Below are 25338 nucleotides of genomic sequence, written 5' to 3' on the forward strand. Positions count from 1 at the left end.
CACCTTCGCCGAACGTTTCCCGAACCTCCTCGGCCGCTATGCTCACCGCACCCGCCGACTGGCTCAGGCCCAGGCGCGAACCGGGGTCGCGCTCGGCGGCCAGCCTGCCGCCCGCCTGCTCTCGCGGCTGGCCATGCCCACCAGCGCCACGACCCTGCTGCGCGCAGTCCGAGCTCTCCCGCTGCCGTCCGCAGGGCGACCGCTGATCGTTGGTGTCGACGACTGGGCCCTGCGCAAGGGCCGGACCTACGCCACGATCGTGATCGACCTCGAGCACCATCGTCCCCTCGACCTGCTGCCGGACCGGTCAGCCGCCGCGCTGGCGACCTGGCTCCGGCACGAGCCGCAGATCCGCCTCGTGGCACGTGACCGCTCCACCGAGTACGCACGGGGAACCACGATAGGGGCGCCAGGCGCCCGGCAGGTCGCCGACCGCTGGCATCTGCTGCTCAATACCCGGCAGATGCTCGAGCGCTGGCTCGCCCGGGTTCACCCGCGCCTCAAGCAGGTGCTCCCGACGACACTCGCCGCGGCCTCGGTCCGCCGGACGAAGGCATACCCGCGAGCTCCTGCGGAGGTGCTCATGCGGGCTGCGGCCGTCGAGCGATGGGAGGCTCTCTACGATGACGTTCGTCGCCGCGTCGCGGCGGGGCAGTCACTCCGGCGCATCAACCGCGAGACCGGCCTGGCCCGCGCGACCGTGCGCAAATACGCCTTCGCCCCTCGCTTCCCACGCCATGGCCTGCGCGGGCCAGGGCCGAGCATCCTGGATCCCTACCTCGATCAGCTCTCTGCCCGCTTCGATCAGGGCTGCGAGAACGCGATGCAGCTTTGGCGCGAGCTTCGCGACCTCGGCTATCCCGGCACCCCGAAGCAGGTCGGACGCTGGCTGAACGAGCGGCGCACGCGCCCGGCCAAGACGACGATCCGGCGTTGGCAGCGATCACCAGCTGCAGCGACAACCAAGACACCATCACGACCGCCCCTTCCGTCGCCCAAGCAGCTGTCATGGCATCTCTTGCGTGACCCCAACGAACTTGATCCCGCAGCCGCCGCGGCGGTGGCGCGGGTGCTTCAGGATGGCGAGGCGGCCAAGGTTGTCGGTCTTGCTCGCTGGTTCTGTCGGATCGTGCGGAGCGGCTGCGGCGGGCGGCGTGCCGGCTCTGCCGCGGTGGCGGCCTTTGACACGTGGCTTGCGGAAGCACGCAGCTGCGGCATACGCGTGGTCGAGAGTTTCGCCGCCAGCCTTGATCAGGATCGTGCGGCGGTGCGTGCTGGCCTGGAACTGCCGTGGAGCAGCGGCCAGGCAGAAGGGCAGATCAATCGCCTCAAGCTGCTGAAGAGGAGCATGTACGGCCGAGCTAAGCTCGACCTCCTTCGTCACCGTTTCCTCCTGGCAGCCTGATCCACCAAACTCGCCGATGAACCACTCACAGGGGGGCGGATCACCTGACGACAGGATCAGCGCAGATCAGGGCAATGGACGCAGACGCCCGCTGCATCGAGCGGCAGCCCGGAAAATGCACGCGCCACGATGACCCCTCGTCTGAGCGGAAAATTTGTTAGAACTCAGTGCGACCATCCCAGTCGAAAAATCCTACACAGTCAATTGCTTAACGTCGATCCGACTTGATCCAGACTGTACCGAAATCTCGTAATGACTCGTCTGAATTACATTCAAAATCTTGGTTGGACAAAAGGCGGCTACGTTAATTCCACCTGCATGGCGCAAGCTGTCGAAGATGATGCCCGCCTCGCCAGCTGCTCGAAGCCGTTCTCCGAAAGCTTGAGACGCACCGTAGCTGCGAGTGTCATAAACGGCCGGCATGGTTGATTGCTGACCACGAATGTCGACATAGGAGCCGTCCAGTGTGGACGTGTAGGCTCGGTATCTGCGCTTCAATCCCGCGAGGCACAGGGCGGCTGCTTCACGGCGAAGATGATGGGCGACCTCGATCGCGGCCGTCCTGAGTTCCGCCGCCGCATACCACGCTCCGAGATCCGGGCCGTTGAACCTCATGCCTGTCGGGGCAACGTGCAGGAAGGCTGCCATCACGATGCTCGAATTCGGCCGGCCGAAAGCCCATTCGGACTGAGGGAGACGTCGGATACGGTCCGCTACCAAGCGGTCGTTTGTCCAACCTTCCAGTTCCATCACCGCCTGTAGGTCGGCAGCAGTAGCCACCGTATCGAAGAGGCCAATCGGCGGAAATTGCGAGGGGACGAGGCGATGCGTCGGGCGTGGCGCAGCCGAGTAGACAGCGCTCACGAGAAGACGACATCCGCGTCGGTGTAGGGACGAAAACCCTTATCTACCTCGTTTGGCTCCATGTAGAGGCCACCACGGGCTGCATCAAGGAAGCGACGAACCGTCATGAGCCCGTCCTGCGTACCGTTCGTAATCAACTCGACGGGAGGCTTTCCACCGAACACCGTAGCCTGATGAGCACGATGCAGCCAATCGACCCCCTCCTGCTCGCTGCTATACAGGATACCGAGGGCCTTATGGATGCCGAGCACGGCCGAAATCCGCATGAGAACATCAGCGTCCAGGGTGATGTCCCGGTGCTCGCGAACCATTTTGACCCAATTCTGATAGGTAGACCGCGCCGGGAAACCGAGCACGGCTCGGCGTTCGGCTTCGCCCAATTTCCAGAGATCGCAGATCGCGAGAAACGTTCGCAGGGCCGGTCCGCTTAGGCGTTTACGGTTGGCGGGTTCAAAGCGATCCGCGGAGAGAGCCGGAACGCCGTGCGGTACTCCTGATCCAGCTGATATCAAGTCTGCCATGACCACCTCCCGTGCTCATTTTCGGACATAGTCCAAATTTGGACACAAACAAGAGGTAGCGCTTCATCCTGCCACTTACCCACACATGATGGCATTTGGCCGAGATGGGGCACCGCATGGACCGTCGAGGCGTGTGCCGACGTGCAAGCTCGTAAAGCAGCCATCTGAAAGCGGAACTGTACGCCGCGCCCGTCAAAGCGGCGGGCGGGCCGGCCTCTCACTCAAGCTCGGTTCTGCAGGGTCGCGAGCTTGCGAGCGGCGCCGCGCTGAGCCCTGAGCCGCTCGCCATAGCGGGCGGGCATAGCGGGCGTCTTCCAGGAGCCCGCCTGCATCACCTCGAGCAGCTCGAACCCGGCCGCGAACATGTCCTGCGGGGCGTGTCGCAAAGATTTTGGCCGTAGAAAATTATGCTCCCGGCAGAGATGCACCCCAGTCCGATGGGACAATCTCAGGCCTGTCAAACCGCCTCATCGACCTCGTCGACGGGGTGAGCAGGCATTGTAACGCTCCGTTCGGAGGAGATTTTTTCGGCCGTTGAACGTTTGCGACACGCCCGGAGCGAGAGCCGCTGCTGCTCTCCTTGTGCTGCTCGGCCGAATGCCGGTGAGGACGCCCGGCATGGCGGCTACAGGCGGGAAGGGAGCACGGGCACCAGTCGACCAGCACCCGTATTAGCTGGCCGGCGGCGATGTCCGCCCGAACCCGCTCCTCGGGGAGATGGGCCAAACCGAAGCCCGCCAGCGCCGCCTTGAGTGTCATCGACCCGGTGTTGACCACCAGAGGCCCCTCGACCCGCACGTTCAGCACCTGCTAGCCCCTCTCGAACTCCCAGGCATGGAGCACGCCCCGCGTCTGCAGGCGAAGGTTGATGCAGACGTGGTCCGTCAGGTCGTCGGGCGTGCGCGGCTTCCGGCGCCGCTCGAAGTACGATGGGGCGGCCACGGCGGCCATGCGCAGGTCCGGCCCGATGCGTACGGCGACCATGTCCTTATCGACTTGCTCGCCGAGCCGGACACCCGCGTCGAGGCGCTCGGCGACGATGTTGGTCAGACCGTTGTCGACAACCACCTTGGCGGTTACATCCGGATACTCCGGTAGCAGCCGCTCCAGCGCCGGCCAGATGATGCTCTCGGCCGAGTGCTCGCCCGCCGCGATGCGGACGTTGCCGGCCGGCTTCTCCCGATACTCGGTCAGCGTCGTGAACTCGGCGTCGATCTCGTCGACGCCCAGGAACGCCACGGGGTCGACCTGACTGGTCCGACGTGCGGCGAACGGCAGTGGCAGGCCCAGGCCGGTGCCGGGTTCGCTGCACGGGACTTCGCTATCGACTTCGTTCAGCAGCAGGCAACGTGTCTCGCCGGCAAGCCAAGCCAAGGCTGGACGCCGGCGCTCGCCCGCGGCACGACACCGGTGATCAAGATCAAGTTCGCGATCAGCGACTGCCGAGCGTGCCCGCTCTGGCCGCAGTGCAAAACCGCGGACTTTGCAGCCGAGTACGCGCAGCAGGCCGGCGTCGAAGCCACGATTGCCCAGGGTGTGCGGTCATCTCGGCTCCGACGGACGCCGTACTTTGGGCACGCGAAGGCGCACCTCGCCCACCTCATGACGGCAGCAGCGATGAACCTAGCTCGGGTGCTGCGGTGGCTGGCAGACGAACCGAAGGCGCGAACACGGCACTCAGCCTATGCGCGGCTGCATCAACTCGCGACCTGACTGAGCTGTGCCGAATTCGCCACCAATATCAAAATACGGGAGAGCCACCAAAGCGGGTCAACTCCAACTCCAACTCCAACATCAGCTGGCGATGGCTGCGCTTCCATTGATCTAGCGCAACGCGTGCCGGCCCGTCCGGGCCATTCTTGCCCCGTCGGTACCGAACGCGGGGATCGGGTGATGGAGAGCAAACGAGGAGAGCGGCCGGTCGTGCTCATCGCGGAGCCGCAGGCGCTACCGGGCATGTGGCTGGAGGACGTTCTTTCTGGTGCTGGCTGCGCAATCAGCGGGCCCTACGGTACCTGCGGCGAGGCCACAGAGAGCCTGGACAGGAAACCGCCAGACTTCGCGGTGGTCAGCGTCGACCTGAACCAGGGTCCTGGTTTCCCGCTTGCCTGTGCCCTGCGCCAACGGGGCGTCCCATTTGCCCTGATCTCCGGCAACGCGCGCGTTCCAGACGCCTTCGCGGACATACCCCTGTTCGAACGGTTGTTCGATGCCCGGGACTTGATCAGCGCCGTGACAGCCCGTTGCGCGCTCCCGGGCTGTCGCAACGGCGCACGGACCTGCCCGATGCTGCGCCGGATCACGGCCGGGAAAACACTTGAGCCGGGAAAAATGTCCGACCGGTTGCCGAGCCTAGAGGGGCCGCCCCCAGGCGTGCGCGCCGTCGAGGACCACCTCACGCTGAGCTGAGCCCCACAGTAGGGATGTGGCCGCCGAGCCCAGCCATCGAGCAGTCCCCATCACGTCTGCGCCTTCTGGCCGGAGACTTTCGATGACCTATGCAAGCATCATGGTAGCGGTCGACCTCGGCGATCATGCGCGCGAACGCATCCGTCTCGCCGGGCACGTCGCCGACGACTTCCGCGCCCACCTCATCGGCGTCGCGGCGGAAATGCCAGCCTACGAGTTCGCGCCCGCCGGCCCGACCCTTGGCGGAGCCTACTGCATCGCCTCGATCCAGGAAGCCGTCGTGAACGACCTCAGGATGGCCCATGAAGCCTTCAAGGAAGCGGTCGGGAACCGAAGTCGCGTCGAGTGGCGCTCGAACCTCGACTTCCCCTTGGGATTTCTGACAGGACAGTCGGCCGCTGCCGACCTGTTGGTCGTGGGCCGCGGTGACGAAGGTAGCCCGCTCATGTCGGTCAATACCGGGGACGCCCTGATGCAGCTCGGCCTGCCGGTGTTGGTCGTCCCGCCCAAAGTCGACCACCTAGACGCCAAGCGTGTCGCGGTCGGGTGGAAAAACACTCGCGAGGCGCGCCGCGCCATACGCGATGCGCTTCCGTTCCTGAAGCGGGCCTCCCAGGCCGTTGTGGTATCCATCGACGACGGGAAGGGTGCCGCAGACACGCGGGACATCGTCGCCCTCCTGCAGTCGCATGACGTCTACGCGACCGCAGTCAGCAAGGACGCCTATGGTGCCGAGACCTCCGAGGCGCTCGTGGACGCTGCATGCGAGCACGGAGCCGACCTGCTCGTCGCGGGTGCCTACGGCCACGGCCGGCTGCGCGAGTGGGCCTTCGGGGGCGTAACCCGCGACCTACTGGCAGCGGCGCCAATCTGCTGCCTGATGAGCCACTGAATGACGCCGAGAATGCCATCAGCACCCGGGATCTCATGATTCTGCATGACGGCACGTTGTCGTGTGCGAAGGCCATCCGCTGAACCTGAGCCTCCGAGTCCAGCGAGTGTTCGAGGCGCCCCGGGATACGGCCGAAGCAGGTGTGGCCGCCTGGGCATCAATCCTCTAGGCGAGGCCCATGTGTCAGTGGGCCATGAGCACTGGGATCCGGGCCTGCTCGATGACGTGGCGGGTGACCCCGCCCAGCAGGAACTCGCGCACCCGGCTATGGGTGTAGGCACCGAGAGCCAGCATGGAGGCGTGCTGTCGCTCGGCCTCGGCCAGGATGGCAGCGCCGACCGAGGTTTCGTCCCCGACAGCCGGGGTGACGGCCTCCGCCACGACGCCATGCCAGCGCAGGTAGGCGCACAGGTCGGCCGACCGTACCTCCTCGAAGCGTTCGGTTCGGGCATGAACGACCGTGACCCGGGCCGCTTCATGCAGCAGCGTGATGCACTGGCCGATCAGGCGCGTCGCCTCCAGGCTGCCGTTCCAGGCGATGACGACGTGGTCGAGCAGATCGTATGGGACGGTCTCGCCAACCATCAGCGTCGGGCGACCGACTGAGAACAACGCCGTGTCCAGTGCCCGCCCCGTGAAAGGCACCCTCGGGTCCGGTCGGTCGACGATGACGAGGTCGCTGACCCGGCCGGCAAGCGCCAGGAGCGGCTCGACCTCGCCCGAGAGTTCAGTCCAAGTCACGAAGGTTGCGTCGAGACGCCCGGCCGAGGATGCGTACGGCACCCCCTCGCGCTCGCACCACCTCCGCAGGGCCTCCTCGCCCTCCATCGCGGCCTCGCGCACGCTTCGCTCAATGGCTTCGATTGTCACACGGCCGAGGGGCATGAGGCGCTCCATCGCGGCCAGCACATGCTCCGGGCCCGGCGCCATGAAGCTGACGTCGATGTGGGCGTGCAAGCGCTGGCCTAGGCGCAGGGCGGCGCTCAACCGGCGCGTGACGTCGATGCCGGGAGCAGTGGGAACGAGGAGGCAGCGCAGGAACATAGAGGTCTCCTCGCTCAGCGTTCCAGTGACTTCAGGTAGGCGATGAGGGCCTCGGCCTGATCCGGATCGAAGCGGAACTCGGGCATGCTGGGGTGGCCCGTGCGAATGCCCTCGGCGAGGGCCTCACCGAGATCCTCGACGGGGTAGCGCTTGTGCAGATCGCGGAAGGGTGGCGCCTCGCGCAGGGGGCTCGTCCCGACGCGCTCGACCGCATGGCACCGAGCACAGTTGGTCCGGGCGAGGGTCGCACCCTGCTGCACCTGCCGGTCCCAGGCCTCGACGGGTCCGGCGTAGAGGAGCGCCCACAACGCGACGGCGCCGGCCGCGATGATGTCTGCCGGGCGCATCAGTGGCTCATCAGGCAGCAGACTGGTGTCGTCTGCAGGACGTCGCGGGTGGCACCGCCGAAGATCCACTCGCGCAGGCGGCTGTGCCCGTAGGCACCCATCACGACCAAGTCCGCATCCTCGCGCCCGGCGAACCGAAGGATCTCGTCCGCGGCGCCTATCTCTGGGTTGCGCAGCAGGTGCGTGGTGACGGTCACAGAGTGATTGGAAAGGTACGCAGCTACATCCTCGGCGCCCTCCCGGTCCGCATCGGGTCCTATCACCGCAACCTGGACCTCGTCGGCCTGAGCCAGGAAAGGCAGCGCATCATGGACGGCCCGGCGTGCCTCGCGCGTGTCCTTCCAGGCCACGACAACCCTCTTTGCCGTGAGACGCTCGACTCCGGGCGGTGCGATCAGCACCGGCCGACCGACCTCCATCAGGAGCGCTCCGGCCGGAACTCCCATCAAGCCCGGGTCGCCGTCCGCCGGCCCCTGCCGGCCGACGACCACGAAATCGGCAGCACGCGCCTGCTCGACGAGGTAGGCCAAGGGCTGGGTCGGCGCCGAGCGCCAAGCTGTTTCGTGCGCCGAACCGGCCTCACGCTCGAAGAGGGCCTTGGCCTGCGCGAGTTGCTCGTCGGTCAGGCGCTCAGCAACCGCCCAGACGCGTTCGACCTCCAGCATGTCGCCAACTGGGATGGGGCCGACGACCGGGCGTCCGGCGACGCCGGTCAGCTTGGACCCGAACCGCGCGGCGAGATCGGCGGCGAGCTGGATGCGGTCCGCGGCCGCGGCCCCCAGATCGACCGAGACCATGATGTTGGAGATCTTCATGACCGCCTCCTGAGGCCGGGCTGCCGACGCGATGGAGGTACCCTGGCCCTGGTTCGCGGGATCAACCTTGATCCAGCTCAAGCCCGTCGGGAGACATAGGGACGGGCTGAGGCTGGCTGATGGGGGCCGAATTTCCCGAATCCTCGGCGCAGAACGATCAAGCCAGGCGCGAGAGACCCTTGTCTCACCGCAGTCCTTGCAAGTCGTAGGGCCCGATACGGCCAGGACGACGTCCGAGCACCTCGCCGGACCGCCCAAGCTATTCTGCATCGGCAGTATAAATTGACAGAGAGCCCGTCCCGCATGGCCGAACGATCCTAGCTCACGGCGCCGGAAGCGACTGCTTGATCTCAGGGGCGCCTCGCGAACGGAGCACAACTCGTACCAGAGTGCATTGAGCACCCCCACAGCCGCAGCTAGTCCGAGACCGAGAGTCCAGGCGAAGTACCACAGCGTCGAACTCCTTCGAGATCAGGAAAATGGCGGTCAGGTGATGGCAGGATGGGGTAGACCGCGGGGGCAGGTCTCCGTCGATGATGTGCAGGTCCGTGCGGCAGACCGTGCAGGCCTCGACCCGGATATGGACCTCGCCGGGCCCAGGCTCCGCGTCCGGCCGCCGCTCGGCAGCGAGGTGAGCGTCGCTTCCTGACAGCACCGTCGCCAGCATTGGAGAACCTCAGCAAGCGAGCATCAGGCGTTCCTCGACGGCCCGCGCGCCTGGGGCCGACCAGGCTGCCCGCTCGGCGAGCTCGCACGCGCGCCAGACGTCGACGCAGCCATCGAGGGTGAACCTTGTCGCCATCCACGTGGCCGCGAGTCTTGTCCGGATCCTGGGCGCTCCGCTTCAGGGCTGCGAGGATGCGGGACTTCACCTCGGTGGCATGGGCCGACCGCTTCACGCCGATGATGTCGGTTACGTCGGCGAGATGCCTTCTGGTGGTAGGAGAGCACACATCCCTGGGGTGTGATGCAGCCCATCTCGACCTTCAGCGAGACCGAATTTTCCGGAATCCGCACGTCCCCATTCAAGTACCCGGGCGCAGCGGTCGGCCAGCGCCTCGTCACCGATGCGCGGATTGTCTGGGTAACGAACCGCGATCCGCTCTACCACGCCCCGAACGCCGCGGACCCGGAGCGCGATGCGCTCGGCGATGCACTTCTCGGCGTAGCTCCGGACATGGCCGGTCAGGGTCACGATGCCGTTGTCGACAGCGACGCCGATCTACGCCGAATCGATCATGGGGGCGTATACCAATCCTTCGAGCACTTGCTGATGCACCGTCTTGTCGTCCATCGCCCATCTCCTCGGTTCGGTGGGGGGACTCAGATGGCGAGCCAGAGCAGCGCCGGCGTCATCACCGACGCAGCAATGGCCAGGCCTAGGGCTTGCAGGCTTCCGATGCTCCGGTAGTGATAGCCATCCGAGACGAAGCATTGGCCCACGTCGTTTCGCGGCGACGGCCTGAGCGGCACTCGCACACGGCGCATCGTTCGGAGAGAGGTGGTTCGAAGCACCAGGGTCATCGTTCGCTTCCGTCTAGCCTGACGAGAGCCATCCTGCTGCGCCGACCCTGGAGCGCTTTGATCCACCTCAACGCTATCGGCCCTGCCCGCCGGCAGGGTCGCCCTCGACCATCGATCGTCTGCAGGACGGCGTGGCGCTGGCGCGCACCGGGAAGGTCGCGGCCCTGATGACGGCGTGCTCCACACCGAGGAGATCTTGGAGGCGGCCGTCCGCCGGGAAACGGCCTGATGACCGATCGACGGATGAGCCACATCTACGCCCCCAACGGGCCGGACCTCGTGTCTGGGACCATGCTGGCGAAGCAGTTGGTACGCCTTGCCGGCGCGAGGCCGCCGGCCTGATCCGCGGCGCACCCGTGTCCATCGTCGTGAACCGCCGATCCGACGGCGAACGGTCCGGGGTAGCGTCCTGCAGGGCGGCAGAACTCCTCGCGCGCCACCAAGGCATGAGGCACGGGACCTCCTTTCCCTCAAAATCGGGTCTTGATCCAGATCATGGCTCCACCTGACGGGCACGACACCCTCGCGGCATGCCCGGCAGACCGGCGCCCGCGATGCCGACGCCCCTTGCGGCGGCACCAGGACCCCATCGGAGGCCGCGATGTCCAACCCCGCCGATAAACACGACCCCTTCGACCCCTTCGGCATCGTCGCCTCGATGGGCGAGTGGTGCTGCCTGCTGAAGGCGGCACGGGAATTGAAGGACGTCGACGGTGAGATGATGGAGACGATGCTAGATGCGAGCGCGACCGGACCCGTACCCGAAGGCCCGGAAGCCGTCGCGAAGGTCCACAGCATCGTGAACCTCATGCGAAGCCTGAGCCTCGACGCGGAGGCCGTCCGGCAGCGTGACCCGGAGACCATGCAGACGCTTGAGGCGGCCTGCCTGCGCTGCACACAACGCGGCCGCTGCGCGCGCGAGCTCTGGGCCGGGACCGCCGCCGACGCCTACCCGGAATTCTGCCCGAACGCCGCGCGCCTCGACCGGCTGCGCCATGCTTGAACCGGGCCTGACCATAGAGCCTGCGTCGTCCGATTCGCGGGTGGCGTCCGGCCGCACCATACCTCGGATGGAGCACGTCCATGCCCTGCCCATCGAGGACGTTCCGAGGCGCTTTGGGACTTCTCTGCACGCGGGCCTGACGGATGCGGAGGTTCGGCAACGACTCGCGCGGGTCGGACCGAACGTGATTGCCACGAAGGAGCGGGCCAGCGCGCTCGCCCTGCTCCTGCACCAGCTTGCGAGCCCCGTCGCATACCTGCTCGCGGCAGCCTGTGCCCTGTCGCTCTACTTCGGCGATTGGCAGGAGGCGACCGCGATCGTCGTGGTCCTGGCGGTCAATACCGGCCTGGGCTTCTTCACCGAGCTGCGGGCGTCGAGGTCCGTCGAGGGACTGCGTGCGCTCGGGACGCGCTCGGCCCGCGTTCGCCGCAACGGGCACACCCGGGTGCTTGCCGCCGAGGATCTCGTTCCGGGCGACATCGTGCTGGTCGAGGGCGGCGATGCGGTCCCTGCCGACATCCGGCTGGTCGAGGCGTCCAACCTGAGCGCGGACGAGTCCACGCTCACGGGTGAGTCTGTGCCGGTTGACAAGTCCGCGGACCCGGTCGCCGTGGACGCGCGCCTCGCCGAACGCTCGTCGATGCTGTTCCGAGGCACCCTGGTCACCCGCGGGAGCGCCACCGGCGTCGTCGTCGCGACTGGCTCAGGAACCGAGCTCGGCGGCGTCGCGCGGTTCGTCGAGCAGGCCGAGCCGGACAGTTCGCCCCTGGAGCGCCGCCTGGAGCGCCTGTCCGGCCAGATGGTCTGGGTGGTCCTGACGTTGGCTGTCCTTCTCGCCGGCCTCGGCGTGGCGACCGGCAAGGACCTCCGCCTCATGACCGAGGCGAGCATCGCGCTGGCGGTCGCGGCCATCCCGGAAGGCCTGCCCATCGTCGCGACCCTGACGCTCGCGCGCGGGATGTGGCGAATGGCGCGGAGGAACGCGCTCATCGAGCGCCTGTCGGCCGTCGAGACGCTGGGCGCCACGACCGTGATCCTCACCGACAAGACGGGCACGCTCACCGAGAACCGCATGACGGTGCGACGACTGTTGCTGCCCTCCGGCGAGGTAGACCTGCTCGAACGAGGCTCCGGCGCCCCTGTCGAGGCCGAACGCCTGCTCCGGGTCGCGGTGCTCTGCAACGACGCCTCAATGGGGGAAGGCTCGGGCGAGGGCAGCGGCGACCCCATGGAACAGGCGCTGCTGCGGGCAGGCGGGACCGCCGGGCTGGACCGCGCGGCGATCCTGCGCGACCACCCGCTCGTGCGGAGGCATGCCTTCGACGCGGCCACCCGCATGATGGCCACGATCCACGCTTTCGGACCGCGCCACCTGATCGCGGTCAAGGGCGCCCCGGAGGCGGTTCTCGCAGCCTCGCGGCGCACCGGCGACGGCGAGCGCGACCGGCCGCTCGACGATGCCACCCGCGACCTGTGGCGACATCGCGTCGAGGACCTGGGCGCGCGAGGCCTGCGGGTCATCGCCTGTGCCGAGAGGATGGTGGACGAGGCGGGCAGCCATCCCTTCGAGGAGCTCACGTTCCTCGGTCTGGTCGGGCTTGAAGACCCCGCCCGGGAGGATGTGCCGGAGGCGGTGGCGGCCTGCCGCGATGCGGGCATCCGCGTGATCATGGTCACCGGCGACCACGCCGTCACGGCCTGCAGCATCGCACGCGCGATCGGGCTCGCTGGTTCAGGGGACCGCGTCGTCGAAGGCGCGCCCGGCGGCTTGCGGGACGGGCTTGAGGGTATCTCGGTCTTCGCCCGGGTGAGCCCGGCCGAGAAACTGTCGCTCGTCCGGTCGTACCAAGAGAGGGGCGAGGTCGTCGCTATGACCGGCGATGGCGTCAACGATGCCCCGGCCCTGAAGCAGGCGGACATCGGCGTCGCGATGGGCCGGCGGGGAACGGACGTCGCACGCGAGGCGGCCGCCATGGTCCTCTTGGACGACGCCTTCCCGACCATCGTCGGCGCGATTCGCGAGGGGCGGGTCATCTTCGACAACATCCGCCGCTTCGCCGCCTACCTCCTGGCCTGCAACCTGAGCGAGGTGACCGTCGTCGGGCTCGCTGTGCTGATGGCGCTGCCGCTGCCCATCCTGCCCTTGCAGATCCTCTACCTGAACGTCGTCACCGACGTGTTCCCGGCCTTCGCACTGGCGATGGGGGAAGGGCGGGACGACATCCTCGAACGCCCCCCGCGCGACCCGGGGGAGCCTATCCTCGGGCGCCCGCAATGGGCCCGGATCGCCCTGCACGCCACCGTCATGACGGCGGCGACCCTCGGGGCCCTGGCCGTTGCCGAGTTCTGGCTCGCCCTCGACCGAGCATCCGCCGTGACGGTCACGTTCCTGACCCTCGCCTTCGCGCAGCTCTGGCAGGTGTTCAATATGCGGGCTTCCGGTACGAAGCCCTTCCGCAACGAGGTCACACGCAACCCCTGGGTGTGGGCCGCCCTGTTCCTGTGCACGGTGCTGCTCGTCGGGCCGGCCTACGCGCCTCCGGTCGGCGCAGTGCTCGGCCTCGTCCCCCCGGACCTGGGCATGTGGGCTCTGATCCTCCCCGCGAGCTTCGCACCGCTCCTGATCGTCCAGCTCGCGCAGATATCCGCAGACGCGCGCAAACGGGCCGGTCAGGCTTGACGAACACCCCAGGAGGGATTCGTTCGCCCCGCACGCCAGTCCGGCCTACGCGGCCGGATCTGCAAACGATGCCCATCGTCCGCATGCAGCGGACTTGCGCTGGGTCAACGCGTGTCGGCCTCACGATGCGAGACTGGGGCCAGCAGAGCCATCCGGAACCCTCCATGACCAGCCCGCCCTCATGCCCACTCATTGCGATCCGCGACATCCTCGTCGGCATCACCGTGGAGGGGCGCGACGACGAAGGCGCCAGCGCGCTTGCCTACGGCTTGGCGCTCGCCGGCACGGCCGGCTCACACCTGACCGTCCAGTCCGCGGCCCGGCGCCTCACCGCGGTCGCCGGAGCGGCCTGGGGGTTCATCAACGACCTCGTCGCGGACGAGAACCGGCGCTTGCGCGGGCTCGCGCAGGCCGCCGCCGAACGCGCCGCGGCGGATGCCGCCAGCGCCGGCGTGACCTGCACGACCGAGGCGCCGATGCTGGCCTATCCGGACCTAATCGGGCGGCTCACCGCACGCGCACGGCTGGCCGATCTGATCATCCTGGATGCGGAGGCGCGCGAGGTCGACCTCGATCGAGACCTGATCGACGGGGTTCTTTTCCGGAGCGGGCGACCGCTCATTGTAGTCCCGCCAGGATATGACGACTTCGCCGCGCGGCGGGTCATCATCGCCTGGGACGGCAGCGCCCAGGCCGCTCGGGCCGCCAACGACGCGCTGCCGTTCCTGCGCGCGGCCGAGGCAGTCGAGATCGTGTCGGTGGTCGGCGAGAAGGACCTGCCGAGGTCGGTCGCCGGGGCCGAGTTCGCGCCGCACCTCGCGCGTCACGGCGTGAACGTTTCGGTGAACGACCTGCCGGTCGTCGGGGACGTTGCGGAGACGCTTAGGACTCAGGTCGGCCTGTTCCACGCGGACATGCTTGTGATGGGCGCCTACCGGCATTCCCGCCTTCAGGAATGGTTCCTCGGCGGCGTGACCCAGTCGCTCCTGGCGCGGAGTGCGGTGCCGCTGTTTCTCGCCCACTGACCGAGGGGAACGCGAGGGCGTGACGATGCTGGGGAGGTCCCCTCAGCATCCCCGGCAGACGCCGCCGAGCGACTTCTTCACCTTCCGGCTCCAGGTCTTGCTCCGTGCAACGGCCTCGCCTGAGCCCTTGCTCAGTTTGCCCAGATCAGCTGCGGTATCCGCACGTCCGGCGGGGACGGCCTCCGCCCCTGACTGGATGGCATCAGGCCTGGGCTGCCGCTGTGCCGGAGCCGCCCAGGCCGGGGTGCACAGCACCAAGAAGGCTGCAACGAGACGGGGCATCGGCCTGCTCCCCCGTATGGCGTTCCGTCCTTGTGCGAGGGCCGGCGCTCGCCGTCCTTCTCAGTCCTCGACCACGCGGCGGAGATGGCTGCGGCGCAGCGTGACCTGCCGGCCGCCGGCGCGTAGCAGGGCCCCGTTCTCTTCGAGCTGCGTCATGGTGCGCGACACGGTCTCGATGGTGAGCCCGAGGAAGTCGGCGATGTCCCGCCGGGTCATCGGCAGGTCGAAGGTGCCAGTGGAACCGAGACGGTCCTCGACGTCCATGAGGAAGGCCGCGACGCGCTCCGTGGCCGAGCGCCGGCCGAGCAGCAGCATGTGGTCCTGGGCTTGGCGCAGGCTCATCTTCGCCATGCCCCAGAGCTGGCAGGCGACCTCGGCCCGATGGTTGGCGGCGCGCTCGACCTGCCGCCGCCCGAAGATCAGCACCTTGGTGTCGGAGAGGGCCTCGGCCGTGTGCCGGTGTGCCTCGCCCTGTTCGAAACCGAACAGGTCACCGGGCAGGTGAAAGCCGGTGATCTGGCGACGACCGTCGCTCAGGACCTTGTAGGTGCGCACGGCGCCGCTGACGACTTTGTAGACAAACTCGGCGTCCTCGCCCTCCCCGTAGACTTCCTCTTCGCGAGTATAGGAGAAGGGCGTCCCGATGAGCTCGGGGCAGCCGGCGAAAAGGAAGCCCACGTGCTTGTCGCCGACCGGAACTTTCGCAGCCGCGTGCGAGCAGGGCGGTGGGGTAAGCCCGGTGGCCATAGCTTCTCTCCTCGTCCGCATCGGATGAGGAGAGGTTGGCCGAGTCCGGATAGGGGCGAAATTCCGGGCGCTCTCTTAAGGAGGTCCGCGTAAGGGCAACTACGTAGGCCCTCGGCGGAGGTTCAGCCCCCGCCGGCGCCCCGTAAATCCTCATTGCCCCGCGCTGTCGGGGACCATGACCAAGGGAACTGGGCCGCACGCAGCAACCCTACCGCGGTGGCAAGCCCGAAGGCCAACAGCGCGATCAGGCGCGTGAGGGCATCGGCATGGCGGTGCAGCCCATGGGCCGACGGGCAGCCCGAGACGGGGCGCATCACGAGCCGTCGCATTCAGGTACAGGCGACCATCTCGCTGCACTGACCGGCTATCGCCGGCACTAGTCTTGATCAAGGACATCTCGGCTGGGTTGAGCTGGATCAAGGGCACGAGGCATTCCTTCTGCCAGCCTCAGGCTCAGCCGGAGCGGGGAAAGCGCACGCCGTGCCTCTCACGCTGCGCCCTGGGCCGATCCACGCAAGCCGCCGCGCCCGCGAAGTCCCGCGGCGGGCTGTTCTCAGGCTCGGATGGAAAGACCGTTGCCGGTCTCGTCGGCGGCGAGAAGCTCCAGGAGCGCCTCCAGCGTGAAAGGCTTCTCGACCAGCGGAGCGCTGGCGGCGCTCGCCCTCTTACGAATACCTGGGTCGGGGTGACCTGTGATCAGCACGACGGGAACGGAGGCGTCGAAGGCGCGCAGCCGCCCCAGGACTTCAAGGCCGCCCATGCCCGTCATGACGTGGTCGAGCAGCACGCAAGCCGGGCTCGGGCCGGGAAAGGCCGCAAGCAACTCCGGTCCACCCGCGAAGGTCTCGACGCGGTGGCCCTCGCTCTCGAGCAGGAAGCGGGTGGAGTGCAGAACGGCTTGGTCGTCGTCCACGACGTAGACGAGGTTCGTAGGGGCTGACGGCATGACGGTCGCCGGATGGCGCGGTTTCCGGGTGGTTGAACGACACCCGCCATGAGCGAAGAAACCAGGCGTTTGCCTTGACCTGCCTCAATCCCGTTTCACGCGATGCCGGCCAGAACCGCCCAGCGCACCAGCTCCTGCAGGTTCTCCGCTTGCGTCTTCGCCATGAGCTTGGCGCAGTAAATCTCAACGGTGCGCGGGCTGATGTTGAGCACGCGTCCGATCTCCTTGCAGGTGCCTCCAGCGACCAGTTGGTCCAGCACCTGCCGCTCGCGCTCGCTCAGGGTCCTGACCCGCCGCAGAAATTCTTGCAGGGTGGGGTCTGCCGCTTTGGCCGGCTCGCCGCATTCGAGCGCCGAGCGCAGTGCCTGGAGGAGCGCCTTGTCGTCGAACGGCTTCTCGATGCAGTCGCAAGCGCCGAGCTTCATCGCCTCCACCGCGAGCGGCACGTCCCCGTGTCCCGTCATCACCACCACCGGGAGCGTGTGGCCCGCCGCCCGCAAACGGCGGAGCAGTTCCAACCCGTCGATGCCGGGCATCCTGATGTCGGTTAGGACGCAGCCCGATGCTGGCTTCAGGAGCCGGTCGAGTAACTCCGTCCCGGCTTCGTAGCGACGCGCCTCCAAACCGGCCGTGTCGAGGAAGGCGACCGAGTCCCGCATCGCGGGGTCGTCGTCCACGACGTGCACGAGGCTAGCCGCCATGACCCAGGTCACCATTGTGCGCGGCCGGCAGCGTCAGCCGGAAGGTCGCCCCACCAGCGTTGTTGCGCTCGACCCATAGGCGGCCACCATGCGCCTTGACGATGGTGCGGCAGATCGAGAGCCCGACGCCCATCCCGCTCCGTTTGGTGGTGACGAAGGGCTGGAACGCCGGTCCGCGACCTCGTCCGAGATACCTGGCCCGGTATCCGACACCGCGATCTCGATGGTGTCCGGTACAGCGGAACGCGCCTCGACGGTCAACTCGCGCCGGTCGCCCTGCTGCATGGCCTCTCGGGCGTTCCGCATCAGGTTGACGAGCACCTGCTGCACTTGGACCCGGTCGGCCAGTACCGAATTCGAGTTCGGGGCCAGCACGATGCGCGCCGTGACACCTTGCTCGCGGGCACCGAACAGGGCGAGGGCACTGGCTTCCTCGATCAGCCGTGCGACCGGCTCCTCCCATTTCTCCGTCTCGCCGCGGGCGACGAACTCGCGCACGCAGCGGATGATCTGCCCGGCCCGCAGCGCCTGCTCAGCGGCCTTCTCGAGAACCTCTATCGTCTGTGCAATGGTGTCTGGGTCCGGATGCGCCAGCAGGCGGCGGCAGCCCTTGGTGTAGTTGGCTATGGCGCCGAGCGGCTGGTTCAGCTCGTGGGCGAGCGTCGAGGCCATCTCGCCCATCGCGCTCAGCCGCGATACGTGGACGAGTTCGGACTGGAGTTCCTGGAGACGGGCCTGGGTGTGCTGGCGTTCGGTCAGGTCGTTGATGAAACCAGTGTAGAAGATCTGATCGCCGGATCGCATCTCGCCGATTGCGAGCTCCATCGGGAAGGTCGAGCCATCCCGCCTCTGTCCCGTGACTACCCTGTTGGTGCCGATAATGCGCCGCTCTCGGGTGCGCCGGTAGCGGTCGAGGTAGCTGTCGTGCTCGCCCCGCATTGGCTCGGGCATGAGAGTGCGGACATTCCGCCCGACCGCCTGGGCAGCCGCGTAGCCGAAGAGGCGTTCGGCCGCTGCACTGAACGAGCGGATGAGGCCGGCCTCGTCGATGACGATCATGGCCTCAGCCACAGTGTCGAGGATGGAGTGCAGGTGCGCCTCGCGGGCGCGGAGATCCACCTCGGCCCGCTTCTGCTCGTCGATGCTGAGGACAATCCCGCGGTGCCGCGCCGGCCGGCCATTCGCGTCGAGCCGGACCCGTCCGCACGAACGCAGTCAGCAGACATGGCCGTCGGGTCGCACGACGCGGTAGTCAACCTCGTAGCGGCCGCCCTCCCGCAATGCCTTCTGGATAGCATCGGCCCGGGCCTGCCGGTCCTCGGGATGTACCAGGACCTGAGTCGCCGCGAAGGTGATCAGTCGCTCTGGCGGGACGCCGAAGAGGTGGGCGCAGGTCGGCGAGACGGTGACCCGGCCGGTCGGGATGTCCAGCGACCAGATGCAGATGCCCACCTCGTCGAGGATCTGCCGGAGCTCCTCGACGGTCAACGTGCCGTCGCCGACCTGACCGAGGCCGGGAGCGTCAACGGTGCTCGTCATCGTTCACGCCCCTGGAGACTCAGCTCCAAGCCGCGCCGGCCGAGATGTCTGCCGCGGCGTGACCGACGCACCGTCGCCGTGGGGCGAGTTTCGGAGTCCCGGCAGCGCCTCAACTCCGCACCTGCGAAGCTACCCCATGTTCAGGGCCGCGAACTGACGTCCCGGACAAGCCCCTTGAGCTGGATCAAGGCCGGCCCCTCCGGACGGGTCAAACCATGAGGCTCTGGACCGGAGATGCCCCATGGCCAACGACTCACCATCCCCCCTCGTAGGTATCCGCGACGTCCTCGTCGGCACCGCCGTGGAGACCGAGCGCGAGGAGGCTTCGTCCGCCATCGGCTACGGCTTGACGCTGGCCAAGGCCGCCGGCGCCCACCTCACCGTCCAGTCAGCTTCTTGGCGCCTATCCGGCGACGACGCTTGGCTCGGCGACTTCTACCACGAAGGCGTCGCGGTCATCGACCGCCGCCTCGACGCGCTGGCCCGTTCCATCGCGGAGCGCTCGGCCGGCGACGCCGCGCAGGCCGGGGTCATCTGCACGACGGAGGCGCCGAGCCTGCCCTATCCGGACATCGTGAACCGCTTGGCCACAAGGGCACGGCTGCACGATCTGACCGTCCTGGACATAGGCCCTCGCACCTATGACCTCGACCGAGAGATGGTCGAGAAGGCCTTGTTCCACAGCGGCCGGCCGGTCATCGCCGTCCCGCCGGGTCACGCGGCGTTCTCCGCCCGGCGGATCGTCGTCGCCTGGGACGGCAGCGCCCAGGCCGCCCGCGCGGCCAACGATGCCCTGCCGTTCCTGCGCGCGGCCGAGGCGGTCGAGATCGTCTCGATCGGCGACGAGGCGGAGATCCACGCCGAGGTGCCCGGGGCCGAGTTCGCGCCCCACCTCGCGCGGCACGGGGTGAACGTCTCCGTGAACGACCTGCCGGGGGGCGAGAGCGTCGCCGCCACCTTGCGCGCCCAGGCCGGGTTGTTCCGGGCCGACATGATCGTGATGGGCGCCTACCGGCACTCTCCCGTGCGGGAGTTCTTCCTCGGCGGCGTGACGCGGTCCCTGCTGAGGGGCAGCCCAGCCCCACTGTTCCTCGCCCACTGAGCCCGGGAGGCCGACGATGCTCAAGCGAAAACCTTCACGAAGCGGCGCGGTCGGCCGGGGCGCGCGGGCGCGGAAACCTGCGCGCCGGCAGGGCCGCCCCGGACCGGCGAAGCCCGAGACACGGGAGGTGCCGGCGGAGGTGCGGGCACCGAACCGACCGGAATGGCCGGACCCGCTGAACGAGGAGGAGCTCCGCGCGCTAAAGGCCGGCTGGGGCTTCGTCGAGTGACGGGCCCGCACAGGCTTCGTGGCGCCCCGGCTGCGGCCGGCCGCGTTACGGCCGGGCCCGCGCGAACTCCTCGATGGCCCGGACCAGGCGGTGCAGGTCGGCCGGGTCCGGCCGGGCGGCATTCCGCTCGGCCAGGGCCGCGATCAGCCCGTCGACGAACTGGGCGCCGCCGCAATAGGCCAGCGTCCAATCGGGGAACCGGCGCCGGTCGATGTCGTCGTACAGCAGCACCTCGACCCCGGCATGCCGCCGGTCACGCCGGACGCTGTCCATCAGCGCGTCCACCGCGGCGCGCGGGCCCTCCAGGACCTGTGCGAACCGGCCGCGCGACGCGACAAGGGCACCCGTGACCCCAAGTACGGCGTTCCGGGCCCGCGACGCCGCGACGATGTCGCGGATGTCGGCGTCCGTGGCCGCCCGCCGGCTCACGTACAGAAGGGAAGCGTCCATGAACTGGCCTCCTCGCGGCCGGTCACGCCCCGCCCGTCACCGTCCCCGCGCCTTCAGGTAGGCCGTGAGGTCGGTGGCGTCGCCCGGGTCGAGCCGGAACTCCGGCATCGCGGGATGACGCCGCTCGACGCCCTCGACCAGGACGTCGGCGAGGTCGTCGACGGGGAAGCGCCCGGCGAGCACGCGGAAGGGCGGTGCCTCGCGCATCGGGCTCGCACCCATGTGGGCCGACCGCGTGGCACCGGGCGCAGTGCTCCCGGGCGAAGGCCTGGCCCCGCGCCGCCGAGGCGTCCCGGGCGACGAGGGGCAGGGTGGCAAGCAGTCCCGGGACGAGGGCGCCGAGGAGAGCGAGGCGGCGCGCGCGCATCAGTGGCTCATCAGGCAGCAGACCGGTGAGCGGTCGAGGAGGTCGCGGGTGAAGCTCCCGAAGACCCATTCCCGCAGGCGGGAATGTCCGTAGGCGCCGGTGACGATGAGGTCGGCGTCCTGCCGCAGGGCGAAGTCGATGATCTCCTCGCTGTCGCGCCCGGTTCCCCGCAGGAGGTGGATGGTGACATGGGCGCCGTGCCGGGCGAGGTGGGCGGCCACGTCCTCGACGCCCTGGCGGTGGGCATCGGCGCCGGCCGCGGCGACGAGGACCTCGTCTGCCTCGCGCAGGAACGGCAGCGCCGCCGTCACCGCCCGGCGCGCCTCCGGCCCGTCCCTCCAGGCGACAACGACACGGGCGGCCTTGAGGTGCGCGAGGTGCGGCGGCACGACGAGGACGGGCCGGCCGGCCTCCATCAGCACGGGCCCGGGCATCGCGCCGAGCGGACCCGGCTCCTCGTCCTCCGGTCCGTGCCGGCCCACCACGACGAGGTCGGCGGCGCGCGCCTGCTCGACGAGGTGCCGCGTGGGGTCGGCGAGGCCCGGGCGCCAGTCGGTGAGAGTCCCGTCTCCCGCGCCGCGTCCGAACAGTTCGCGCGGCTGTTCCAGGGCGGCGCGCGCGCGGGCCGCGTTACGCTCCTCCTGTTCCATGGCGTCGTACACGTCGCTCACCAGGATGACGGGCGACGGTTTGTTGGCGGCCGCGCCCGTGAGGGTCGCCCCGAACCGGCGGGCGAGGCTGGCGGCGAGCCATATCCGGTCGGGCGCGGCGTCGCCGAGGTCTGCGGAAACGAGGATGTTCGCGTAGTCCATGGCCAGCTCCGTCGCGCGCCGATGTCGACGAGTGGAGCCTGCTCTCGGGCCTGTTCGTCGACCTTGATCCATCGCAAGCCCTGCGGCGGCGCGAGCCAGCTTCATGGGTGACGCATCGCTGCCTGCGCCGCGGGCGCGCGACCGTTCCGGGGACCGCCGAGCACGCGCATGGCGTTGAGGACGACCGCGTCGTCGATGGCCTCCTGGAGCAGGGCGCCCTGGAGGGGCGGGAGGTATCCCAGCGCCGCTGCGACCATAGCGGCGAGCGACAGCCCGATGCCGGCCCACACGCCCTGGAGAGCGATGGCGCCCGCCCGCCTGGCGATGCGGATGGCCTCGGGCAGCGACGCCAGGCTGTCGACGATCAGGACGACGTCCGCCGCCTCGGCCGCGGCCGCCGCGCCGCGGGCGCCGAGCGCCACGCCGAGGTCGGCGGCCGCGAGGGCAGGGGCGTCGGTGACCCTATCGCCGACCATCATCACGGGGCCGTTCCGCCGCTCGGCGGCGACGGTATGGGTCTTGGCAGGTGGGTCGAGATCCGCGGCGACGGCGTCGACGGACAAACCGGCGACGAGCGCCTCCGCGACGGCTCGCGCTCGCCAGACTGACCCCGAAGCGTTCGGCTGCCTGGTGTCGGGACGCACCGGCCGCGACGGCATGGACCACGCGCTGACGCAGATCGACGGACAGGGCTGAGGACATCGGCGCTCTCCTTCGCCGACCAACCCATCACCCCGCCAGCCGTTTCAGCCCGCTCGGATAGCGCTCTAGGAGGATAGGGGGCCAACGGCTCGCTCGGCAGCTTTCCAAACAGAACGCGCTCTCCGAAAGGCCAGAGCGGACTGCGGGCTCTCTGCGTTCGGTTTGGCACGGAGGTCCCACGCCGGGCACCTCACACGATGCCCCAGGCCCGATACCGTTTGCGTCCGGTCAGCTCGCGCGGGCAGGCCGGACCAAGGTCGGCCAGCATGCCCTCGATCGCCTGAGGCGAGGTCCCAAGCCGCTTCGCCGCGCTCTGGATCGTGACCAGCGGGCTCGACACCAGCACGTCCACGAGCTGCGGCAAGCGCGAGGTGCCGCGCTTGCCGCGCACCCGGCGCAACATCAGCTCGCGCGCGAGGGTGAGCCGATCGAGATCGCGTCCGGCGGCGTGAGCCGCTGCCTCGAAGGCGCGCAGGAGCCCACCGATGCGCTCGGCTGCAGAGGTCACTTTCAGCCAGGGTGTGCGGCTCTCCTGCAAACCGAGGGCGAGGGAAGGGAGGTGATGGCGCGACGTAGCGCGCCTCCGAAGCAGGGCGCCCGCGAGAAGAGGGCCGAGGAAGGGGTGGCGCTCGGACGGATCCAGAGCGAACCAGGCATCGAGCGCAATCGCCGCCGCGAGAAGGGCCGGTAGCTCCCGCGCGTCCTCGACGACGATCTGCCGCCAAGCCGCCAGCCGCTCGGCCTCCCTGTACTGCGGATCGTGCACCCGAAGCGTGGCTCGGCCCTCAGCGGTGGTCAGATCGTTGTACTCGGCGAGCGTGCGGCGGCTGCGGGCGAGCAGGCGGTCGATGTCCGCGAAATCCGGGTCGGGTCCTTCGTCCTCGTCCCAGAGGTCATCGTCATCACCTGAGCTCGCGGCCTCAACGTCGTCGTCGGGCGCAAACAGGTCATCTCCGAAGCGTGGCATGATCCAGGGTTGCCCATCGCTCTCAGCACTGTGGCTTGACGCCTCTACCAGCGAGGTCCCATGGGGTGTGACCAGTTCGTCGCACTCCCGTCCTGCGGCTCCGAACAATGCAGACCAGCCTTCAGGGGTGAAAGACCAGTCCGGCCGGGAACCAGCGACGCGGCGCCGGGTCGCGAGGATGTGGGTGGCCCGGGCGAGCTCCGGCGTCGGGCGGCGCACGGGCATGGCGGCGTCGTGCAGGACCAAGTCCTCCATGAGCACGAGCTGTCCCTCGAGCCCGAGCGCGGCCTGAGCGTCGACGAAGTGCGCGCGTGACCTCACGCCGTCAGCGAGGACCGGCTCCGTGCGAGCCAGGCGCTCATCGAGCCGAACGACGGCCTCGGCAGCGCGCGCGGCTGGGCCGGCGAGCCGTCGCCACGCCGCGGCAGTGAGAATGTCGTCGAGGGCATAAGTGGTTGGCACAGCGGGATTGATGCTAGCTCACCCAAGCGATTATAGCCATCGCTTGGTTCATCCAGCAATCTGCGCGCGCTGGCGCGAAACGCCTGCGCAAGGGCCATCAAAATTCCCCCCGATAATGGCACCTATCAGCGGGAATTGGTGGACCGTTAAGGACCAAACGGCTACGCTTCAGGGCATGGAATTCGACCCTGCTGATCCCGCGCCCGAGCCGCCCCACGAGGCCCCCGGCGCCCTCCCCGTCCCGCTCGCCAGCGCTCTGCCGCTCGATCGCGAGGTGCTGGAGCGGCTCGAGGATTACGCCCGCGCCGCCCGTGGCGCCTTCGCTCCCAACACGCTGCGGGCGCTGGCCGCCGACAGCCGCATCTTCGCCGAGTGGTGCCGCACGCACGGCCGGTCGATGCTGCCGGCCGCCGCCCAGACCGTGGCGGACTTCATCGACGCACAGGCCGAGATGAAGTCGCGCGCCACCATCGAGCGCTACCGCTCCTCCATCGCCATGCTCCACCGCGCCGCGGGGCTGCCGAACCCCTGCACGGACGAGCTCGTCCGGCTGGCCGTGAAGCGCATGAGCCGCGCCAAGGGCCGACGGCAGAAGCAGGCTGAGCCGCTCAACCGTTCCAGCATCGATCGCATGCTGGCAGTCAAGACGACAGAGCGCCTGCACCGCCGCGTTACCGAGGGCGATCACGCAGTGCCGCTGATCGCCCTTCGCAATGCCACGCTTATGGCCGTCGCCTACGACACCCTGCTGCGGCGCTCCGAGTTGGTGACGCTGCTCATCGAGGATCTTGAGCGAGCGGAGGATGGCTCGGGCACGATCTTGGTGAGGAAAACCAAGATCGACCAGGAGGGTGAAGGCGCGGTCAAGTACCTGGCGCCGGATACGGTTGGGCATGTGACCGAGTGGTTGCAGGCAGCGGGCCTGACGAGCGGACCGTTGTTTCGGCCCGTGAGCAAGGGAGGCCGCGTGGGCGCGGCCGCGCTTGCAGACGCCGAAGTCTATCGGCTCTACCGGGAGATCGCTGCGGCCTCGGGCGTGAAGCTGTCTCGTCCTCCGTCCGGGCACTCGACCCGGGTTGGTGCGACGCAGGACATGTTCGCGGCCGGGTTCGAGCTGCTCGAGGTCATGCAGGCGGGCTCGTGGAAGACGCCCGCCATGCCCGCCCGCTATGGCGAGCGGCTCAGGGCTCAGCGGGGCGCCGCCCGCAAGCTCGCAACGCTGCAAAATCGAGCTTGAGCCAGAACCATGAGCGGGAACGTGGTCCCCTCACCACTTCAACGGGCTGAGCGCGTACCCGAAAATGTCGGATGCGAGCTTCTGACCCTTTGCGGACATTCCGCTTGTTCCCACAGGAGGTCTGCTCCACGGCTAAAAGTGGACGCTGCGTGCAAATTTGGTCACGGAGCGATGCTGGTCCGGCTCGATGATTGAGACAAGGACCATTCGGCGAGCAGCAGCGTTCTCCGCTACATGACGTCCATGAACGATGACCAGAGAGCGCC

The 25338-nt window shown here is 68.5% G+C and carries 22 protein-coding genes and 9 pseudogenes; 9 read left to right on the forward strand and 22 right to left on the reverse strand.

The annotated features are described in order from the left end of the window. Positions 1–1405, forward strand: a 1405-nt coding sequence (locus MFF61_RS32440) for an ISL3 family transposase (RefSeq protein WP_238241820.1), incomplete at its 5' end; no start/stop codon positions are given. A gap of 192 nt (positions 1406–1597) precedes the next feature. Here MFF61_RS32440 and MFF61_RS32445 read toward each other — a convergent pair. The 4 genes and pseudogenes from MFF61_RS32445 to MFF61_RS32460 all read right to left on the reverse strand — a co-directional run. Continuing rightward, on the reverse strand, positions 1598–2269 hold the full coding sequence (locus MFF61_RS32445) for an RES family NAD+ phosphorylase (protein WP_238241822.1): 672 nt from the start codon (positions 2267–2269) through the stop codon (positions 1598–1600). Then, positions 2266–2790: an MbcA/ParS/Xre antitoxin family protein gene (locus MFF61_RS32450; protein ID WP_238241823.1), complete on the reverse strand. Its 525-nt coding sequence runs from the start codon at positions 2788–2790 to the stop codon at positions 2266–2268. The genes MFF61_RS32445 and MFF61_RS32450 overlap by 4 nt, the downstream gene beginning before the upstream one ends. Positions 2791–3011: 221 nt before the next feature. Beyond that, entirely contained in the window at positions 3012–3176 is a 165-nt protein-coding gene (locus MFF61_RS32455; protein WP_238241824.1) for a site-specific integrase, read from the reverse strand. A 214-nt stretch (positions 3177–3390) separates the two neighbouring features. Then, positions 3391–4014 (reverse strand): annotated as a pseudogene (locus MFF61_RS32460) (LysR substrate-binding domain-containing protein); the annotation flags it as partial. Positions 4015–4200: 186 nt separating this feature from the next. Here MFF61_RS32460 and MFF61_RS34095 point away from each other — a divergent pair. The 3 genes and pseudogenes from MFF61_RS34095 to MFF61_RS32475 all read left to right on the forward strand — a co-directional run bounded on the left by MFF61_RS34095 (position 4201) and on the right by MFF61_RS32475 (position 6091). Then, positions 4201–4503: a transposase gene (locus MFF61_RS34095; protein WP_373324827.1), complete on the forward strand. Its 303-nt coding sequence runs from the start codon at positions 4201–4203 to the stop codon at positions 4501–4503. A 180-nt stretch (positions 4504–4683) separates the two neighbouring features. After that, positions 4684–5146: pseudogene (locus MFF61_RS32470) on the forward strand (response regulator). Positions 5147–5281: 135 nt separating this feature from the next. After that, positions 5282–6091, forward strand: a complete 810-nt coding sequence (locus MFF61_RS32475) for a universal stress protein (protein ID WP_238241825.1) — start codon at positions 5282–5284, stop codon at positions 6089–6091. Positions 6092–6274: 183 nt separating this feature from the next. Here MFF61_RS32475 and MFF61_RS32480 read toward each other — a convergent pair whose 3' ends face one another. The 7 genes and pseudogenes from MFF61_RS32480 to MFF61_RS32505 form a co-directional block, all read right to left on the reverse strand. Continuing rightward, entirely contained in the window at positions 6275–7135 is an 861-nt protein-coding gene (locus MFF61_RS32480; protein ID WP_238241826.1) for a universal stress protein, read from the reverse strand. Between the two features lie 14 nt (positions 7136–7149). Further along, on the reverse strand, positions 7150–7482 hold the full coding sequence (locus tag MFF61_RS32485; RefSeq protein ID WP_238241828.1) for a c-type cytochrome: 333 nt from the start codon (positions 7480–7482) through the stop codon (positions 7150–7152). Beyond that, entirely contained in the window at positions 7482–8297 is an 816-nt protein-coding gene (locus MFF61_RS32490) for a universal stress protein (protein ID WP_238241829.1), read from the reverse strand. The genes MFF61_RS32485 and MFF61_RS32490 overlap by 1 nt, the downstream gene beginning before the upstream one ends. Before the next feature lie 384 nt (positions 8298–8681). Then, positions 8682–8750, reverse strand: a pseudogene (gene cydX, locus MFF61_RS34100) (cytochrome bd-I oxidase subunit CydX); the annotation flags it as partial. Between the two features lie 88 nt (positions 8751–8838). Continuing rightward, positions 8839–8964 (reverse strand): annotated as a pseudogene (locus MFF61_RS32495) (alcohol dehydrogenase); the annotation flags it as partial. Positions 8965–8973: 9 nt separating this feature from the next. After that, positions 8974–9591 (reverse strand): annotated as a pseudogene (locus MFF61_RS33995) (BON domain-containing protein). 29 nt (positions 9592–9620) lie between these two features. Then, the gene (locus MFF61_RS32505; RefSeq protein WP_238241831.1) at positions 9621–9821 is read right to left on the reverse strand and encodes a hypothetical protein; all 201 of its coding nucleotides are present in this window, start codon (positions 9819–9821) and stop codon (positions 9621–9623) included. Between the two features lie 601 nt (positions 9822–10422). Between MFF61_RS32505 and MFF61_RS32510 the strand changes: the two genes are divergently transcribed. The 3 genes from MFF61_RS32510 (at position 10423) to MFF61_RS32520 (ending at position 14529) form a co-directional block, all read left to right on the forward strand. Further along, positions 10423–10824 carry a DUF6455 family protein gene (locus MFF61_RS32510; RefSeq protein WP_238241832.1) on the forward strand — a complete coding sequence of 134 codons (402 nt, stop codon included), beginning with the start codon at positions 10423–10425 and terminating at the stop codon, positions 10822–10824. A 67-nt stretch (positions 10825–10891) separates the two neighbouring features. Continuing rightward, the gene (locus MFF61_RS32515; protein ID WP_238241834.1) at positions 10892–13504 is read left to right on the forward strand and encodes a cation-translocating P-type ATPase; all 2613 of its coding nucleotides are present in this window, start codon (positions 10892–10894) and stop codon (positions 13502–13504) included. 164 nt (positions 13505–13668) lie between these two features. After that, the gene (locus MFF61_RS32520) at positions 13669–14529 is read left to right on the forward strand and encodes a universal stress protein (RefSeq protein WP_238241835.1); all 861 of its coding nucleotides are present in this window, start codon (positions 13669–13671) and stop codon (positions 14527–14529) included. Between the two features lie 342 nt (positions 14530–14871). Here MFF61_RS32520 and MFF61_RS32525 read toward each other — a convergent pair whose 3' ends face one another. From MFF61_RS32525 to MFF61_RS34105, 5 genes and pseudogenes are all read right to left on the reverse strand, one after another. Next, positions 14872–15558: a helix-turn-helix domain-containing protein gene (locus MFF61_RS32525; protein WP_238241837.1), complete on the reverse strand. Its 687-nt coding sequence runs from the start codon at positions 15556–15558 to the stop codon at positions 14872–14874. Between the two features lie 553 nt (positions 15559–16111). Next, a complete protein-coding gene (locus MFF61_RS32530) occupies positions 16112–16504 on the reverse strand; it encodes a response regulator transcription factor (protein WP_238241838.1) in 393 nt (130 codons plus the stop codon). 95 nt (positions 16505–16599) lie between these two features. After that, the gene (gene fixJ / locus MFF61_RS32535; protein ID WP_238241850.1) at positions 16600–17205 is read right to left on the reverse strand and encodes a response regulator FixJ; all 606 of its coding nucleotides are present in this window, start codon (positions 17203–17205) and stop codon (positions 16600–16602) included. Then, positions 17195–18264 (reverse strand): annotated as a pseudogene (locus tag MFF61_RS32540) (PAS domain-containing sensor histidine kinase). The gene fixJ and the pseudogene MFF61_RS32540 overlap by 11 nt, the downstream one beginning before the upstream one ends. Before the next feature lie 156 nt (positions 18265–18420). Further along, positions 18421–18744 (reverse strand): PAS domain-containing protein, encoded by a 324-nt coding sequence (locus MFF61_RS34105; RefSeq protein WP_353960061.1) that lies wholly within the window; start codon positions 18742–18744, stop codon positions 18421–18423. 241 nt (positions 18745–18985) lie between these two features. Here MFF61_RS34105 and MFF61_RS32545 point away from each other — a divergent pair, with 241 nt between their 5' ends. Continuing rightward, a complete protein-coding gene (locus tag MFF61_RS32545) occupies positions 18986–19846 on the forward strand; it encodes a universal stress protein (RefSeq protein ID WP_238241840.1) in 861 nt (286 codons plus the stop codon). A 274-nt stretch (positions 19847–20120) separates the two neighbouring features. On the opposite strand, the gene MFF61_RS32550 is transcribed toward MFF61_RS32545, so the two are convergent. The 6 genes and pseudogenes from MFF61_RS32550 to MFF61_RS32575 form a co-directional block, all read right to left on the reverse strand. Next, the gene (locus MFF61_RS32550; protein ID WP_238241841.1) at positions 20121–20525 is read right to left on the reverse strand and encodes a BLUF domain-containing protein; all 405 of its coding nucleotides are present in this window, start codon (positions 20523–20525) and stop codon (positions 20121–20123) included. A gap of 36 nt (positions 20526–20561) precedes the next feature. Further along, a pseudogene (locus MFF61_RS32555) lies at positions 20562–20892 on the reverse strand (c-type cytochrome). Next, a complete protein-coding gene (locus MFF61_RS32560) occupies positions 20892–21704 on the reverse strand; it encodes a universal stress protein (RefSeq protein WP_238241842.1) in 813 nt (270 codons plus the stop codon). The pseudogene MFF61_RS32555 and the gene MFF61_RS32560 overlap by 1 nt, the downstream one beginning before the upstream one ends. 101 nt (positions 21705–21805) lie before the next feature. Then, a pseudogene (locus tag MFF61_RS32565) lies at positions 21806–22297 on the reverse strand (heavy metal translocating P-type ATPase); the annotation flags it as partial. Then, positions 22290–22406 (reverse strand): annotated as a pseudogene (locus MFF61_RS32570) (helix-turn-helix domain-containing protein); the annotation flags it as partial. The pseudogenes MFF61_RS32570 and MFF61_RS32565, both read right to left, overlap by 8 nt. Before the next feature lie 190 nt (positions 22407–22596). Beyond that, complete coding sequence (locus MFF61_RS32575) at positions 22597–23835, reverse strand: RHE_PE00001 family protein (RefSeq protein WP_238241843.1); 1239 nt, start codon at positions 23833–23835, stop codon at positions 22597–22599. A 175-nt stretch (positions 23836–24010) separates the two neighbouring features. On the opposite strand from MFF61_RS32575, the gene MFF61_RS32580 reads away from it, so the two are divergent. Next, a complete protein-coding gene (locus tag MFF61_RS32580; protein ID WP_238241844.1) occupies positions 24011–25072 on the forward strand; it encodes a tyrosine-type recombinase/integrase in 1062 nt (353 codons plus the stop codon). Positions 25073–25338: the final 266 nt, after the last annotated feature.

Source organism: Methylobacterium isbiliense (genome assembly GCF_022179325.1).
Classification (GTDB): Bacteria; Pseudomonadota; Alphaproteobacteria; order Rhizobiales; family Beijerinckiaceae; genus Methylobacterium; species Methylobacterium isbiliense.